We start from the raw sequence: 15,045 nt of genomic DNA on the forward strand, positions 1-15,045 counted from the left end.
AATGGGCCTTCTCGATCGCCATTTTCTGCCTGGGCTGTTCCGCGGCGGGCTTGGGGAAGTTCGTGCAAGACTACGGGCCCAGGGTGTCGGCCAGGATTTCGGGGGCTTGCTTCGGCCTCGGAATGATCCTGACCGGCGTCGCCATCTCGAGCCATTCAGTCACGTGGCTGTTCCTGAGCTACGGCGTGCTGGGCGGGATAGGGCTCGGCACGGGCTACATCACGCCGGTCAAGACGCTGATCCGGTGGTTCTACGACCGCAAAGGCATGGCCACGGGCATGGCGGTGATGGGATTCGGGTTTGGCTCGGTGATGGCCGGGCCGGTCTTCGCCTGGCTGATCGGCCTGTTTTCCGAACACGACGAGGCGGGCGCGATAACCGCCTACCACGTCGCCCCGGCGTTCCTCATCATGGGCACGGCGTACGGGGCGATCCTGATCACGGCATCGTTCATAATCCTGGTGCCGCCGCCGGCGTGGGGCGAGGTGATTGACGACAGCGGAGCGGCCGTGGCCCAACAGCGGCAATATGGGACGACCGAAGCGCTGCGGACGTGGCAGTTCTACGCGTTGTGGGTGATGCTGTTCGTGAACATCTCCTGCGGCATCGCGGTCATCTACACCGCGTCGCCGATGATGCAGGACACGGTCGGCGTGGACGCGCAGACCGCCGCGCTGCTGGCCGTGTCCGGGGTGGCGCTGTTCAACGGATTGGGACGGTTCGTGTGGGCTTCGCTGTCAGACAAAATGGGGCGCCCGTTCACTTTCGCCGCCTTCTTCGTGGTGCAAGTCGTCGCCTTTGGCGCGCTCGGGGCGTTGCTGGCCGCCGGCCGCGCCGAGCAGGCGGTCTTCCTGGCGCTGATCTACCTGATCGCCACCTGCTACGGCGGCGGGTTCGGAACCATCCCCGCCTATCTGTCTGATCTCTTCGGCAACGCCAACGTGTCGGCCGTCCACGGTTGGGTGTTGACCGCCTGGGCGCTGGCCGGCGTGGTGGGGCCCACCATTTTGGTGTGGGCGAAGGGCGGCGAGGAGAACTACCAGCGCGCGATGTTCTTCTACGCCGGCATGCTGGCCGTCGCTCTGGTTGTGTCCGTCGTCCTGTTGGCGGCGCTGCGGCGCTCACGCGGCGGGTTCGATCCGCTCCACCGCGATTACCCAGGTCGGCTGAGCGGGGACCGGGGCGACTTGGAGAAGACTTCCTCGAAGTAGAGCGTTTGGGCGGGCCGGGTCGCGCCTGGAAATCCGGCCCGGCCAGGTCCTCAACGGCGGCTTTGGCGGCGTCCGGCGGGCGGAGCGCGGCGCGGCGCGTCCCCGCCGTCTAAACGAAAAGAACCGTCCTCTTGCGCCCGGATTGGAAAGGGGGATGGCGCCCACTCCGTGCGGAGAGGGCGCCATCCCCCTTTTTTTTTCATGTTGTTGGTTGCTAGCGGTTGCCCCTTTGGGGGCTTGGTTGGTTTGCGGGTTGGCTTACAGCGGGTCACCCGCCTCCGCGCCGGCCCGGGTGCTGTTTGAGCCCTTGGGCGACGTGTGGTCGGCGGTGTCCAGCCGGGTCTGGTACTCCCAGATGGCGTTCCGCAGCCGCAGCGGCGGCACGTCCATGGACTGCGCGGCCGCGTTGATCAGCCCGAGCGCGGTCTGGGAAGAGACTTCGGTGCCCGCCGCCGAGCTGGCGAATTCGGCCAGCCACGGATCGACCGGCACCGTCTCGACGCCGGCCACCAGGGCGAGGCGCGCCCAGCTCAGTCCGGAATGCTGCGACGGCAGGTTGAGCCAAGCCTGATGCAGGGACCGGAACTGATCGGTGGCGTTCGCGTAACCATTGGTGAAGTCGGCGACCGAATTGACGCCGGCTGTGACTGCGGCATCGGCGGCCTGGTGGACCACGTCGGCCTTGTACGGCGCCTCTTCCCGTGAGAAGACGCGCTGGTGGTTGCCGATTTGGTCCATCCAAGCCTCCAAACCGATCGAGAACGTCTGGGCCAAGTCGCTGGCCCCGTCCTGGTCGGCGTCGGCGCCCTGGCTGCGGCGGAAGTCGCGGTAACGGCTGATGATCTCGATCACGTTGCCGTACCGAACCCGCTCGGCCCAGATCGCGTCGATGATGCATTCGGCGAAGGACTGCGGATAGGTGTTGAGTTGCGTCCACTCAGACGGCGCTGGCAGCAGCGTCTGCGAGGCGTGCAAGAAACGGTCAAGTTGTGTTGCATTGATTGTGGCCATGACGGAACAACGTAGGTTCCCGTCCGGGCCTTGGCGAGCGGTCGCTGGGACCGTCCCGTCATGTGGTCGCTTCGCCGAGCCGCCCGCGCCAGTCGTCGGCGAGCCGTCCGCAAAGGGTGGTAAGCAGGGAACCGGCTTCGGCCATCGACCGGGCGGGATCGCGCTCCAGGTCGGCCAGCTGGTAGACCCGCTCAAGACCCAGGCCGGCGGCGTCCGCGGGCGCGAGCTCGCTGATCCCGCAGACGGCCACCACGGGAACGCCGCCGGTGTGGGCGGCGCGGGCGGCTCGGGCCACGCCTGCCACCGTCTTGCCCATCAAGGTCTGCCGGTCCAAACGGCCCTCGCCGGTGACCACCAGGCCCGCGCCGGCCAACGCCGAGCGGAACCCCACCATGTCCAACACCAAGTCGATTCCGGACTGCGGGCGCGCCCCGAGGACCGCCATCGCGCCGAAGCCCACCCCGCCGGCGCTGCCCGCCCCGGCCGCGTCGCGGAGGTCGCGGCCCGTTGTGCGGGCCACCAAGTCGGCCCAGGCCGCAAGTTCGGCTTCGCGGAGCCGCGCGTCGGCGCCGACCAACCCCTTCTGGGGACCGAACACGGCAACGGCCCCGCCGGGGCCGAGGAGCGGGGCGTCGACATCGGACGCCAAGACCAGGTCGGCGTTTGCGAGTTGCGGCGGCAGGGCCGCCAAGTCGAGCGTGGTTTCGGGGCCGATCAAGTCCAGACGCGCGGGCAGTTCCCGGCCGTCCCGGCCGCGCAGCGCGGCCCCGAGCCCGCAAACCATCCCCAGGCCGCCGTCGCTGGAGGCCGAGCCGCCCACCCCGACAATCAATTGGCGGGGCCCTTCGGCCAGGGCCGCCAGGGCCGCCCGGATGGCCTCGCCAAGGCCCCGGCTGGAGGCCTCCAGCGGCGCCAGCCGCCCGCCCGGCAAGCGCTCAAGCCCACAAGCGTCGGCAAGTTCGACCACGGCCCGCCCGCCGAGCCGCGCTATCTGCGTGGTGACCGGTGCTCCCGTCGGCCCGTGGACCAGGGCCGGGATAAGGCGGAATCCCGCCGATGCCGCCGCCGCCAACGTGCCGTCGCCCCCGTCCGCCACCAAGAAGCCCGCCGCCGCCAAACCAGCCCGGTCGAATGCCGCCACCGTCAAGTCGCGGACCTGTTCGGCGCTGAGGGAGCCTTTGAACTTGTCGCAGGCGACCAGCACCCTGGGCGGTGCGCCGCCACCCCGCCCTGTGGGCGTTCCCCCGGCTCCCGGTTCGCGGCTGGCCACCGGTTGGGTCGAGTCCGGCGTCACGGTGTTCAGGGTAGCCGCTGCCGAATGGCCGGCGCCGTGACCCGGCGCTCGGACCGTCCGCTTGGTCGGGGCGGCCCTTGCGGGCTGACGTGGTGGCACGGCATCGTCGCTGGTCAAAGTGCCACGTCGACCGGGACGTGCAACGCGGCCCTTACCCAAACGGCGCGCGGCGGCCGCCCTGGGCTGGTCACGCCGAGTCCCGGATCACCAGCGTGGTGGGGAAGACGCGCGGCCACGTGCCCCATTCGCCGTCGCGGAGGCGGTTGACCATCAAGTCCGCGCCCGCCAGAGCCAGCTGGGTGATTGGCTGGGCCACTGTGGTGAGGTGCGGTACCACCCGCGTGGCCGTCGGCGAGTCGTCGTAGCCGACCACGGCGAGGTCTTCCGGCACACGCCGCCCGGCCGCGGCGGCGGCTTGAAGCGCGGCGGCGGCCAGGGTGTCGGATTGCGCGAACACGCCGTCCACGGCCGGGTCTGAGCGCAACAGCTCGGCCGCCGCATGGCCGGCGGCAGCGGCCTGAAAGCCCAGTTCAAGGTACGGGCCGGGTCTGAGGCCCGCTTCTCGGTGCGCCCGCAGGTAGCCCGCCCTGCGGTCCAAGGCCGCCAGACGGGTTGACGATCCTGCCAGGCAGGCGACCCGACGGCGGCCTTGGTCAAGCAGATGCTTGGTGGCGACGTAGCCGCCGTTGTCGTTGTCCGCGTCGACGTAGGGCGCGTCAACCCCTTTGGGCGGTCGCCCGACAAACGCGATCGGCAGCTCCAATTCCCGCAGCAATTCCTCCAAGTGCTGGTTGAGGATGAAATGGACCACCATGATCCCGTCCACATTGGAATGGTGAAGAAAGCGTTTGGTGGTGCTGATCGGGTCGGCCGGGTCGGTCAAGGCCAGTTGCGGCTGGAGTCCGGCTTTCCAAAGCCGGTGCGAAATCGCATCGATCGCCTTGGCAATAAAAGGGTCCACGAAAATGGCGGCAGGGCTTTCCGGAGTCACGATGGCGACCTGGTCGGTTCGCTGCCGCGCCAGCGTTCGGGCGGCCCGGTTGGGCACAAAACCGAGTTCCGCGATCGCCTCGTTCACCGCTTCGACGGACTGCGCGGAGGCGACGCCGCCGTTGATCACCCGCGATGCCGTCGACCTCGACACGCCCGCAGCCCGAGCCACCTGGTCGAGTGTTACCGGTTCGCTCATGGACGCCTCCGAAGTGCCGAATTGGCCCGCGCCCGGTGGACGCGCTTCCACAATGCTACAGAAACGGGGACGGTACCTATTTCTTTGTGGGTGCCCGTCCGGTTGGCGATCGGCCGGCGGTGCGCTCGGCGGACAACGAGACAGTCGCGCTCACAACAGTTCTGCCAGCTCCTCGACCACGTGATCGCGATTCTCGCGCTGGTGGGCAAAACGTTCTGCGAGTTCGCGGCGGTCACCTTGACGGCGCCCCTCGAATTCGAGCAAGTCACGCAGGCGTATGCGGCGATCGCGTCCAACGCGATGGAACGCGATCTCGCCTCGGTCGAGAAGCTTGTACAGGTGGGAGCGGCTCATGCCGAGTTGCGCGGCCGCCTGATTGGGCGTTACGTCCGCAGAGCCGTCGATGATGGTCAATTCGTCCCCTTGGCGAATGCAGTGGATCAGCCTTTGCAGCACATCCGCCAGTTCTTGGCTAGGGCTTGCGGCCGCAAACTGCTCGAGCGCTTGGATTTGGTCCGGGAGGATCCTAGAGGTGGCGATGGTTTCGATTATTGGCACGGCAGGCTCCATACATGTCACAGATGGCGTAAATGTCTCAGATGACACGCTATAGTCCCGTGCCGCCGTTGTCAATCGTCCGGTGGCCATCGGCGAGAGCGCTGGCTAGCCCGCCAATCAGCCTCGCTACGCCTCCGGCTGCCGCATTCGTGCGTCGCATTCGGGGCACACGGGCATGCTCTCGTGATCCTGAGTGGGCACGAAGAACACCCCGCACAGTCCTCGGACCGCCCTTCCCTCAATAGTGGCGCCGGCCAGATGCTCGCGGTGGGCGTAGTGGCTAAGGATGCCAGGTTCGGAGACGGCGAGTTCGTTGTCCGCGACCAGTTTCTCCAATTCCCGGACTCGAGCCGCCCAAGTTCCTGGTTCGGCGATGGTGGCGTAAGTGTCTTGGTACCGGTCCCATGCCTGCTCCGGCGGGTTGAGCGAAACCAGAGCCCTGATGGTCAGCTTCCAAATGAGCTCGGTTCCTTTGTAGGACGATTGCGCTGGAACGACCTCCAGGATGATGTCGTCGGACTGATAGTCGGGCTCGCGTTGGAACTCGACGGACAACACGAGCAGGGCAAGGTCCCCGTTGCGCGGAAGCTGGGCAAACCCGGCGAATGGGTGTTTGATCATGACGCGAGTGCTGCCCCCGCCCTGAACTACCCGCAAGGCCTCGAGCATTTGCGCTTGAACAGCCAGGTCCCACTCGGTCAGCAGCCGCGCCGCGGATTCTTGCCTCAGCAAGCGGACATCAAGGTCTGTGGGGAGCCAGCGCTTCGGGTCGCCGCTGGCTTCTTCGCGTTCGACCTGTTGGTAGAAATCGTCGTGATCCTGGTGCATGCCCTTGGCAAGCCCGGCCACCACCAGCCAGCGGACGCCGGTGCGCCGGTCCTCCCAAACCCCTCCGCGCCACTGCGATGCTCGGATCTCCCAAAGCGGCAGCGTGGTGCTGCTTTTCACATAACCGTGGGTTGCGTTGTCGTTGGCGGGATCAGACCCAAACGTCTCGCGCGCCTTCGCGATGATCGGGTGCTTCAGCTCGCTCAGAGGGTGCAGCTCCTGGTAGGAACCCTGTTCCAGGACACGCCGCGCGTGGGGCGACTCCCAGTCAGCGGTGAGGTCGTCAGCAAGGACCCGGATGGTGGGGCGGGCCCGTCGGTTGTGCACCATGCTGATTATGCCGCAGCACCGGCGCATGTAATGTATGATGTTGCATACCACGACTTAGGAGGGCTCAATGACCAGCAACCCACCCCGCGCCTTTCCATGGCAGCACATTCCCTCACCCGGCAAGATGTTCGGCACCGCCACCGTTGGCGAGCGCGGGCAGGTGGCCATCCCGGCCGCCGCCCGCAAGCACCTGAACATCAAGCCAGGCGACCGCTTGGTCGTCTTCGGCAATTCCATCAGCGGCGCGCTCGTCATGGTCAGCGCCGACGTCTTCGAGGACTTCGCCGACTTCTTCCTGACCAAGATCAACAAACTGGGCGAGCACGCCGAGGCGTTCTTCAGCCAGTTCACTGAGGCCGCAGACAACCAAGCCGACGATGCCGTCCAGCCCGACCCAGCCCCGGCGGCCCAGGCAGACCAGGCGGCCCAGCCCCCGGAGGCAGCCGCCCGCCAAGCCGACGATGCCGTCCGGCCCGACCCAGCCCAGGCTGAAGACGGCTCGGAGGCCGAAGAAGCGGCCGACAGCGGGACGCCCGAGCCGACGGCCGGCGAAACGGAGGCCGGCGGGGGGACGGACGCGACGGCATCGGCGGAAAACTGAGGCTGAGGGGCGCCCGGCCGCGCGGCGGTAGGCTGGGCGGTCACCGAAGCAAACCCCGCGCCCTGAGCTGAGCCCCAATGCGATCAAAACCCGACCAACGCGCCGCGACCCGGCGCTACGCCGCCACTTTGGCGCTGGCTGTGCGCTTCACGGCGCAACTGTGGTGGTTCGCCAAGACCAAATGGCTGTGGCCGCCCGAACGCCAGGCCGACCGCCGCCGCGCCCTGTACACGCGCCAGGCCAGGGCGTTCAGGCTGTTCGCAACGGAGATGGGCGGTCTGATCATCAAGATCGGGCAGTTCATGAGCGTGCGGATCGACATGCTGCCGAAGGAGTACATCGACGAGTTGGGGCAGTTGCAAGACGCCGTGCCGCCGGTGCCGACCGGGCAGATCGTGGGTGTGGTCGAGCGGGAGTTGGGCGGCCGGGTCGAGGAACTGTTCGCGAGGTTCGACCCGGAGCCGATCGCGGCCGCCTCGCTGGGGCAGGTTCACCGGGCGGCGCTGGCGCAGGGCCAAGAAGTCGCGGTCAAAGTCCTGCGGCCGGGGATAGAGGACCTGGTGGAGGCGGATCTGCGGTCGCTGCGACGCGTGCTGGCGCTGCTGGCGCGGTTCACGCATTTGCTGGACCAAGTCGATTGGCAGGCGGTCTGCCGCGACTTTGAGGACACCCACCGCGACGAACTGGACTACCTCAAGGAGGGTCGCAACGCGGAGGCTTTCCAACGCAACTTCCTGCTCAACCCCCATGTGGAAATGCCGCAGATCCACTGGAGCCACACCTCGGCGCGGGTGCTGACCATGGAATACATGACCGGCGTCAAGATTGACGAATTGGCGGCGCTGGACGCGGCCGGGGTGGACCGCTCCGCTCTGGCGCAGAACCTGATGGAGCTTTACCTGCACATGCTGTTGGTGGACGGCTTCTTCCACGCCGACCCGCATCCGGGCAACGTCCTGGTGCGCCCGGACGGCGTGATCCAGTTGATCGACTTCGGCATGGTGGGGGAGTTGCCGGAGTCCATGCGCCGCCAATTCGTGGGATTGGTCAGCGCCTTCTTCCGGCGGGACGCGGGCGGGGTGGTCACGGCCTTGCAGGAACTGGGCTTTGTGGGCGCCGGCGCGGACACGGCCGCCCTGGGGCGGTCGCTGATTCCGCTGATCGACACGATAATCGACGACTTGGTGGGGTTGTTCCGGGGGAGTTCCTTCGTGGACGGCGCGCTCGACGGGACCGCGTCGAAGGGAATGGCGGCGCCGGGCGCGTCGCTGGACCAACTGCGGGAGGTCATCCTGACCCAGCCGGTGACCCTGCCCGGCCAGGTCAGCTTCTTGGGCAAAGCGCTGATCACGGTCTTCTCGAACTGCTTCAAACTTGATCCGGGCGTGGACCTGGTGGAGATCACCCGGCGCTGGACCACGCCGCTGGCGTCTTCGGCGGCGCAGGACATGATCGGCTCGGCGCTCGCTGAGGCCTGGGATCTGGTCAAGTCCATGCCCGCGACGGCCCGCCACCTGGTGTCATTGGCTCAGAAGCTGGACCAGGGCGAGCTGACCACCCGGCTTTCGGCTGAGCAAGTGCGCCGCCTGGAGGCCAGCCGCGCGGCTCAGACAAGGCGGATCGTGGGCGCGATCTTCGGCGCGGCCGCCGGCCTGGGCGCGGCGATGGTCTGGGGAACGCGCCGCCGCTAAGCCGCCCGCGCCCCCCAACGCGGCGAGCGAGAGAACCACAGCGGGCTGCTGGCTGGTCGCTCCCCGAGCTGCCGCCCCCTCCCGTACCTCGGGGCGCGCCGGAGGGCGGCTGGTAGCATGGGCGGTGCTCTGCTTCCCTCCGACAGCACGAAAGTCCCCCATGACCTTGTCAGCAGTCCCCCTTGGGCCGGCCCGCCGGCCCGCTGCGACTGCCCCTGTCCGCCGCCCGCGTCTTCTGACGGAGAATGCCGCCCAGTGCTCCCAAGGTGGCCAGCGTGACCCGGTACATCGTTAAGCGTTTCGGCACCTCGTTAGCGACGCTGTTCTTCATCATCGTCCTGACGTTCATCTTGATGCATTCGGTGCCCGGCGGGCCGTTTGCCCAGGAAAAAGAGGCGCCTCCGGAGGTCTTGGACGCGCTCAACCACAAATACCATTTGGACAAGCCGCTGATTGTGCAGTTCTTCGAGTATCTGGGGGATCTGGTCCGGTTCGACTTGGGCCCCAGCTTCAAATACACGGGCCGGACCGTCAACGACTTCATTGTCAACGGCGCGCCGTTTTCCATGCGGCTTGGCCTTGTCACATTGGTGTTTGTGCTGCTTGCGGCCATCCCGATGGGCATTTTGGCCGCCCGCCGCAACGGCCGCTGGCCCGATGCCGTGGTGATGGTCCTCGCCACATTGGGCGTCACGATCCCCTCCTTTGTGGCGGCCGCCGGGTTGATGTACGTCTTCTCCTACCGGCTGAATTGGGTGCCGACATTCGGGTTGGACAAGCCGAGCAGCTATGTTCTCCCGGTTTTGGCGTTGGGCGGTTACTCGCTGTCATTCTTGGCGCGCCTGATGCGTTCCAGCCTGCTTGAGGTCATGGGGCAGGACTACATCCGCACGGCCCGCGCCAAAGGCATCAGCGAGGTGCGCGTGATCACCCGCCACGCTCTGCGCAACGCGATCATCCCGGTGTTGACCGTCCTGGGCCCCACCGTGGCGGGCCTGCTGACCGGAAGCTTCGTGATCGAGAAGATCTTCGCGATCCCCGGCATGGGCAGCTATTTCGTGGACAGCGTGACCCAGCGCGACTACACCACCATCATGGGGATGACCGCGTTTTACGCCGCGTTCCTGATCGCCATGGTGTTCGTGGTCGATTTGTTCTACCGCCTGGTCGACCCCCGGATACAGTTCGGCTGAACCATGGCGCGCGCATCATCCTTAGAACGGTCGCTACCCGAACCGACGTCCTCCGACTGGGATCTGCTGCCCCCCGACCGCCTGGTCAAACAGGGCGTGGCCAGGCCGGGGCGGCCTTTCTGGCAAGACGTGTGGCTGCGTTTCCGGGCCAGGAAGATGGCGCTGTTCGGCGCGGTCATCCTGATCCTGATCGCGATCCTGGCGGTGTTCGGCCCCAGCCTGACCGGCCGTTCCTACAACCGCCAGGATTCCTCCATGGCCAACGTCCCGCCGGTGTTCAGGGCCACCGAGTTCGCGGACAACTCCAACTGGTTTTACGTCAATCCCAGCCTGAAAGTGATCGAGGTAGCGCCGGAGGGCCGCCTGGTGCGCCAGATCCCGCAAACCGGGGACGACATGGCGGCCAAACGGACCACCTTCGAAGCCGATGGCGTGAAGGTCCAACTCGACTATGCGGCAAAGCCGCCGGTGCTGTTGGACGCGGACGGCGACAGCGGCGTGAAGACGCATCTGGTCTGGAACGCCAGCTACCGGCTGGGCACCGACGCGTTGGGCCGGGACGTGCTCACCCGTACCCTTTACGGCGCCAGGATCTCTTTGGCCGTGGCGTTGGTCGCCACTTTGGTGAACGCGCTGATCGGGATTCTGTACGGCGGCATCTCCGGTTACGCGGGCGGGGCCGTGGACACCGTGATGATGCGGACTGTGGACATCATCAACACCATCCCGTTGACGTTGTACGTCATCTTGATCAAGGTGGTGCTGGGCAGCGGCGGGTTCTCCTCCATCGTGATAGCCCTGGCCAGCGTCTATTGGGTGGACATGGCCAGGGTGGTGCGCGGGCAGACCCTCTCGCTGAAGAACCAGGAATTCGTGTTGGCGGCGCGGACCATAGGCACGCCATCGGGCTCCATCCTGCGCCGCCATATCCTGCCCAACGCCATGGGCCCCATCGTTGTCACCGGCACCATGTTGATTCCCAGCGCGATCTTCATCGAGGCGTTCCTGTCCTTCATCGGAATCGGCATCGCTCCGCCCATGGCGTCTCTCGGCACCATGGCGAACGACGCCCTCGCCACCCTGCGGTCTTCCCCGTACCAACTGCTCGCCCCGACCGCCACCATCTGCTTGATCATGTTCGCTTTCAACTTTGTCGGCGACGGCCTCAGGGACGCGCTCGACCCGAAGCTCCGTCCGTAGGCGCAGGAAGGCACATCCGACGTGGAACCGCTGTTGAAGGTCCGGGGGCTTAGGACCACTTTTCGCGCCCAAACGCGCAAAGGTTCCGATGCCGCCGTCCAAGCCGTGCGCTCGGTGGACTTCCAGCTTGGTCGCGGCGAGACGGTCGGGGTGGTCGGCGAGAGCGGCAGCGGCAAGAGCGTCACCGCGCTCAGCCTGATCGACCTGCTCCCGGACACGGCCCGGGTCGAGGCGGACGTGTTGACATTGGACGGCGCCTCGATCGCGGGTTTGAGCCGGAAACAACTGCGCGCCCTGCGCGGCCGCCGTATCGCCATGGTTTTCCAAGACCCCATGACCAGCCTGAACCCGTTGATGCGGATCGGCCGGCAACTCGACGAGATGATCGCCGCACATGACCGGACCCTGACCCGCAGGCAGCGGCGGGAGCGTGTGATCGAACTGTTGAAGGAGGTTCGGATCCCGGAGCCGGAGCGGCGTTACCGCAGCTATCCGCACGAGTTCTCCGGCGGGATGCGGCAACGGGCCATGATCGCCATGGCGATGGCCTTGCGCCCGGAGATCCTGGTGGCGGACGAGCCGACCACCGCCTTGGACGTCACCATCCAGGACCAGATTCTGCGCCTGATGCGCCGCCTGCAAGACGAGAACGGCACCAGTATTTTGCTGATCACGCACGATTTGGCGGTGGTGGCCGGGCTGTGCTCCAGGGTGATCGTGATGTACGGCGGGCTGATCATGGAGGAGGCGCCCACCGAGAAGCTGTTCGCCCAGCCGATGCACCCGTACACCATGGGCCTGTTGGCCAGCTTGCCCGCTCTGCGCGGGGGGCAGGGGGACCGGTTGGAGTCAATCCCGGGCTCGCCGCCGGATATGACCGACCCCGGCGAAGGCTGCCCGTTCGCGCCGCGCTGCAAGTACGCCCGCGTGCGCTGCGAGCAGGCCCGGCCGCCTTATTACTCCGTGGGCGAATACTCGCCGGGCGCGGGCCACCGGAGCATGTGCTGGCTGCTGGACCCGGAGGCGCCGGGGGCCGATTCGCCTTTCGGCGAAGCGGGCGGCGCGCTGCGTGGGGAGGTGGCGCCCCTTGGCGAATGAGCAGGTGCCGAATGATCAGGCGCTGAACGGCGGGGCGCCGAACGACCGGCCGGCGCGGGGCCAGCCGGCCAAAGAGCGGGCGCCCGGCCCCATCTTGGCGGTCGAGGACCTCACCAAGCACTTCCGTTCCGGAGAGCGTGGACGGCCCATCCGGGCGCTGGACGGCGTCACCTTCTCAGTGGCCCGGGGAGAGACGTTTGGGCTGGTCGGCGAATCGGGGAGCGGCAAATCGACTTGCGCCCGCACCATTGTGCGGCTCTACGAGCCAACGGCGGGGCGGGTTTGGCTGGACGGGACCGACATCACCAAGCTCAACCAACGCCAACTGCGACCGCTGCGCCGCAAAATGCAGATGGTCTTCCAAGACCCCTACGCCTCCCTGAACGGGCGCATGTCGGTGCGGGACCTGGTGGCGGAGCCTCTGACCGTCCACTGCCCTGAACTGAGCCGGGCCCAGGTCACCCAGCGCGTGCGGGAACTGCTGGAACAGGTCGGCTTGGGCCAAGAGCACATGCTTCGGTACGCCCACGAGTTCTCCGGGGGCCAGCGGCAACGGATCGGGATAGCCCGCGCGCTCGCCATCAGGCCGGAGTTGGTCCTGTGCGACGAGCCGATCTCCGCCCTGGACGTGTCGATCCAGGCGCAGATCGCGAACCTGCTGTCCGACTTGCAGCGCGAAATGGGCCTGGCTTACGTGTTCATTGCCCACGACCTGTCCATGGTGCGGCACATCGCGGACCGGGTGGGCGTGATGTACCTGGGCCAGTTGGTTGAAAAGGGCCCCACCGCGCGGGTTTACGGCGAACCGCTGCACCCGTACACCCAAGGCCTGTTGGCCTCCATCCCGACCCCCGACCCGACAGTCGACTTGACGGCGCGCCCCCCGGCCATCGAAGGGGAGATCCCCAGTCCCATCAACCCGCCGTCCGGCTGCCGCTTCCGCACCCGCTGCCCTTTCGCCAGCGAGGTGTGCGCCCAAGTCATGCCCCAATCGGTGGACCTGGGCGGCGGCCACGAGGTCGCCTGCCATCTCTACGACGAAGGCCGTCCGCGAGACGCCGCCAGCCCGGAAACCGCAACTAAGCTCCCCGAATAACAATAAGAAGTACAAAAAGGAAGGAATTGCAATGGAATTTAGAAAAGCGATAGCTTTTGTCGGCTTGCTCGCATTGGCGATCCCCGTGGCCGCTTGCTCCGGCGACTCGCCGGACGGAGGCGCCACCGGCGGTGGCGGCGGGGGCGGCAAGGCCGCCACGCAGGAGATCGTCTTCGCCCTGCATAACACCCCGGACGGGATTGACCCGACTATCACGTCCAACAGCTTCGCCTCGCCGGTGATCTACAACACCTTCGAGGGGTTGGTGAGCTACTCGACAACTGACGGCGCGCTCATCCCCGGCCAGGCGGAAAGCTGGGACATCAACGAGGACGGCCTGACCTACACGTTCCACCTGCGCGAGGGCCTGAAGTGGAGCGACGGCAGCGCGCTTACCGCCGGGGACTTCGTCTACGCCGCCCAACGCGTGCTGACGCCCGCGACCGCCGCCCAATACGTCAACCTGTACACCGACTATGTGGTGGGCGCGCAGGAACTGTACGACGACCCGAGCAAGACGGACGGGCTGGGCATCAAGGCGACCGACGACAAGACGCTGACCGTGGAACTCAAGGCGGCCACCCCGTTCTTCATCGACATCGTAGGAATGTGGGCGTGGGCCCCTGTCCAACAGGCCACGATCGAGGCGAACGGCGACCAGTGGACCAACCAGGCGGCATCGTACGTGGGCAACGGCCCGTTCAAGATGGAGGAGATCAACCTGGGCGAGTCGTACGTGCTGGTGAAGAACCCGAACTACTGGGACGCCGCCAACGTCAAGCTCGAGAAAATCACGTTCCGGATGATCCCCGACCCCTCGACCGCGCTAGTCGCGTTCGAGGGCGGCGAGATCGAAGGGCAGCTAACGGTGCCGTCAAGCGACATCGCGCGGCTGAAGACCTCCGATTCGGGGCTGGTTGTGACGCCCGCGTACGCCACCACCTGGTACAACATCAACAACACGAAGGCGCCGTACGACAACGTGCTGGTGCGCAAGGCGCTCAACCTGGCGGTGGACCGCGACGCGCTGATCAACGAGGTCCTGCAAAACGGCGGCAGCCCCGCGTACTCCCCGGTGGCGCCCGGCTACACGGTGGATGGCGAGGAATACGCCGAAGGGCGTTCGACCTTCGACTTGTCCCCCAAGGCGGATCCGGAGGCGGCCCAGGCGGCGCTGGCGGAGGCCGGCTACCCGGGCGGGCAGGGGTTCCCAACGCTGCAGCTGTCGTACTACACGGACGACACGACCAAGCTCATGACCGAGGCGCTGGCGGACCAGTTGGAGACCAACCTTGGGATCACCGTGGAAATCTCCAACGAGGACTGGGCCGTCTACTACGACAACACCCAGGCTGGCAACTACGAGGTCGGGGCCATGGGCTGGGGGGCGGACTACTTCCACCCCATGACGTTCCTGCAACTGTTCAAGACCGGCGACGTCAACAACAACGTGTTCTACTCGAACCCCGAGTATGACGCGCTGGTCACGGCCGCCCAGGCCGAGACCGACCCGGTGGCGGCGTTGGACTTGATGCGGCAGGCGGACGCGATCGCCTCGGCCGAATACCCGGTGCTGAGCCTGTTCTACCGGGCCAACCTGATGCTGGTTTCCCCGGACCTGAAGGGCGTCTACCGCACGGTCCTGAACAACCTGTACTTCAAGTCGGCCTACTTGGAGGGCTGACCCAAGAAAAACGGGGACGGTACCTTTTTCCGGCTAGCCGGAAAAAGGTACCGTCCCCGTT

13 protein-coding genes are annotated in these 15,045 nt (G+C 66.7%); 8 read left to right on the forward strand and 5 right to left on the reverse strand.

Features of this window, described 5'->3' with window-relative positions:
* Positions 1-1,211, forward strand: a 1,211-nt coding sequence (locus LBC97_08510) for an OFA family MFS transporter (GenBank protein MDR2566084.1), incomplete at its 5' end; no start/stop codon positions are given.
* A 258-nt stretch (positions 1,212-1,469) separates the two neighbouring features.
* On the opposite strand, the gene LBC97_08515 is transcribed toward LBC97_08510, so the two are convergent.
* The 5 genes from LBC97_08515 to LBC97_08535 all read right to left on the reverse strand — a co-directional run bounded on the left by LBC97_08515 (position 1,470) and on the right by LBC97_08535 (position 6,421).
* The gene (locus LBC97_08515; protein MDR2566085.1) at positions 1,470-2,222 is read right to left on the reverse strand and encodes a hypothetical protein; all 753 of its coding nucleotides are present in this window, start codon (positions 2,220-2,222) and stop codon (positions 1,470-1,472) included.
* Positions 2,223-2,280: 58 nt separating this feature from the next.
* Positions 2,281-3,516: a glycerate kinase gene (locus tag LBC97_08520; protein MDR2566086.1), complete on the reverse strand. Its 1,236-nt coding sequence runs from the start codon at positions 3,514-3,516 to the stop codon at positions 2,281-2,283.
* Between the two features lie 187 nt (positions 3,517-3,703).
* Positions 3,704-4,705, reverse strand: a complete 1,002-nt coding sequence (locus tag LBC97_08525; protein ID MDR2566087.1) for a LacI family transcriptional regulator — start codon at positions 4,703-4,705, stop codon at positions 3,704-3,706.
* A gap of 150 nt (positions 4,706-4,855) precedes the next feature.
* On the reverse strand, positions 4,856-5,263 hold the full coding sequence (locus LBC97_08530) for an excisionase family DNA-binding protein (GenBank protein ID MDR2566088.1): 408 nt from the start codon (positions 5,261-5,263) through the stop codon (positions 4,856-4,858).
* A gap of 126 nt (positions 5,264-5,389) precedes the next feature.
* Positions 5,390-6,421 (reverse strand): DUF3039 domain-containing protein, encoded by a 1,032-nt coding sequence (locus tag LBC97_08535; protein MDR2566089.1) that lies wholly within the window; start codon positions 6,419-6,421, stop codon positions 5,390-5,392.
* A 67-nt stretch (positions 6,422-6,488) separates the two neighbouring features.
* Here LBC97_08535 and LBC97_08540 point away from each other — a divergent pair, with 67 nt between their 5' ends.
* The 7 genes from LBC97_08540 (at position 6,489) to LBC97_08570 (ending at position 14,984) form a co-directional block, all read left to right on the forward strand.
* Entirely contained in the window at positions 6,489-7,022 is a 534-nt protein-coding gene (locus LBC97_08540) for an AbrB/MazE/SpoVT family DNA-binding domain-containing protein (GenBank protein ID MDR2566090.1), read from the forward strand.
* 77 nt (positions 7,023-7,099) lie between these two features.
* Complete coding sequence (locus LBC97_08545; GenBank protein ID MDR2566091.1) at positions 7,100-8,713, forward strand: hypothetical protein; 1,614 nt, start codon at positions 7,100-7,102, stop codon at positions 8,711-8,713.
* 275 nt (positions 8,714-8,988) lie between these two features.
* A complete protein-coding gene (locus LBC97_08550) occupies positions 8,989-9,906 on the forward strand; it encodes an ABC transporter permease (GenBank protein ID MDR2566092.1) in 918 nt (305 codons plus the stop codon).
* A gap of 3 nt (positions 9,907-9,909) precedes the next feature.
* A complete protein-coding gene (locus LBC97_08555) occupies positions 9,910-11,106 on the forward strand; it encodes an ABC transporter permease (protein MDR2566093.1) in 1,197 nt (398 codons plus the stop codon).
* A gap of 21 nt (positions 11,107-11,127) precedes the next feature.
* Positions 11,128-12,204 (forward strand): ABC transporter ATP-binding protein, encoded by a 1,077-nt coding sequence (locus LBC97_08560; GenBank protein MDR2566094.1) that lies wholly within the window; start codon positions 11,128-11,130, stop codon positions 12,202-12,204.
* Positions 12,194-13,300, forward strand: coding sequence for an ATP-binding cassette domain-containing protein (locus LBC97_08565; protein MDR2566095.1), 1,107 nt, complete (start codon positions 12,194-12,196; stop codon positions 13,298-13,300). The genes LBC97_08560 and LBC97_08565 overlap by 11 nt, the downstream gene beginning before the upstream one ends.
* Positions 13,301-13,331: 31 nt before the next feature.
* Positions 13,332-14,984 (forward strand): peptide ABC transporter substrate-binding protein, encoded by a 1,653-nt coding sequence (locus LBC97_08570; protein MDR2566096.1) that lies wholly within the window; start codon positions 13,332-13,334, stop codon positions 14,982-14,984.
* Positions 14,985-15,045 lie beyond the last annotated feature (61 nt).

The organism is Bifidobacteriaceae bacterium, assembly GCA_031281585.1.
Lineage (GTDB): Bacteria > Actinomycetota > Actinomycetes > Actinomycetales > WQXJ01 > JAIRTF01.

Coding starts and splice junctions, on each gene's coding strand:
- LBC97_08515 (MDR2566085.1), bottom strand. CDS start 2,222: ATGGCCACAATCAATGCAACACAACTTGACCGTTTCTTGCACGCCTCG.
- LBC97_08525 (MDR2566087.1), bottom strand. CDS start 4,705: ATGAGCGAACCGGTAACACTCGACCAGGTGGCTCGGGCTGCGGGCGTG.
- LBC97_08535 (MDR2566089.1), bottom strand. CDS start 6,421: ATGGTGCACAACCGACGGGCCCGCCCCACCATCCGGGTCCTTGCTGAC.
- LBC97_08540 (MDR2566090.1), top strand. CDS start 6,489: ATGACCAGCAACCCACCCCGCGCCTTTCCATGGCAGCACATTCCCTCA.
- LBC97_08545 (MDR2566091.1), top strand. CDS start 7,100: ATGCGATCAAAACCCGACCAACGCGCCGCGACCCGGCGCTACGCCGCC.
- LBC97_08555 (MDR2566093.1), top strand. CDS start 9,910: ATGGCGCGCGCATCATCCTTAGAACGGTCGCTACCCGAACCGACGTCC.
- LBC97_08570 (MDR2566096.1), top strand. CDS start 13,332: ATGGAATTTAGAAAAGCGATAGCTTTTGTCGGCTTGCTCGCATTGGCG.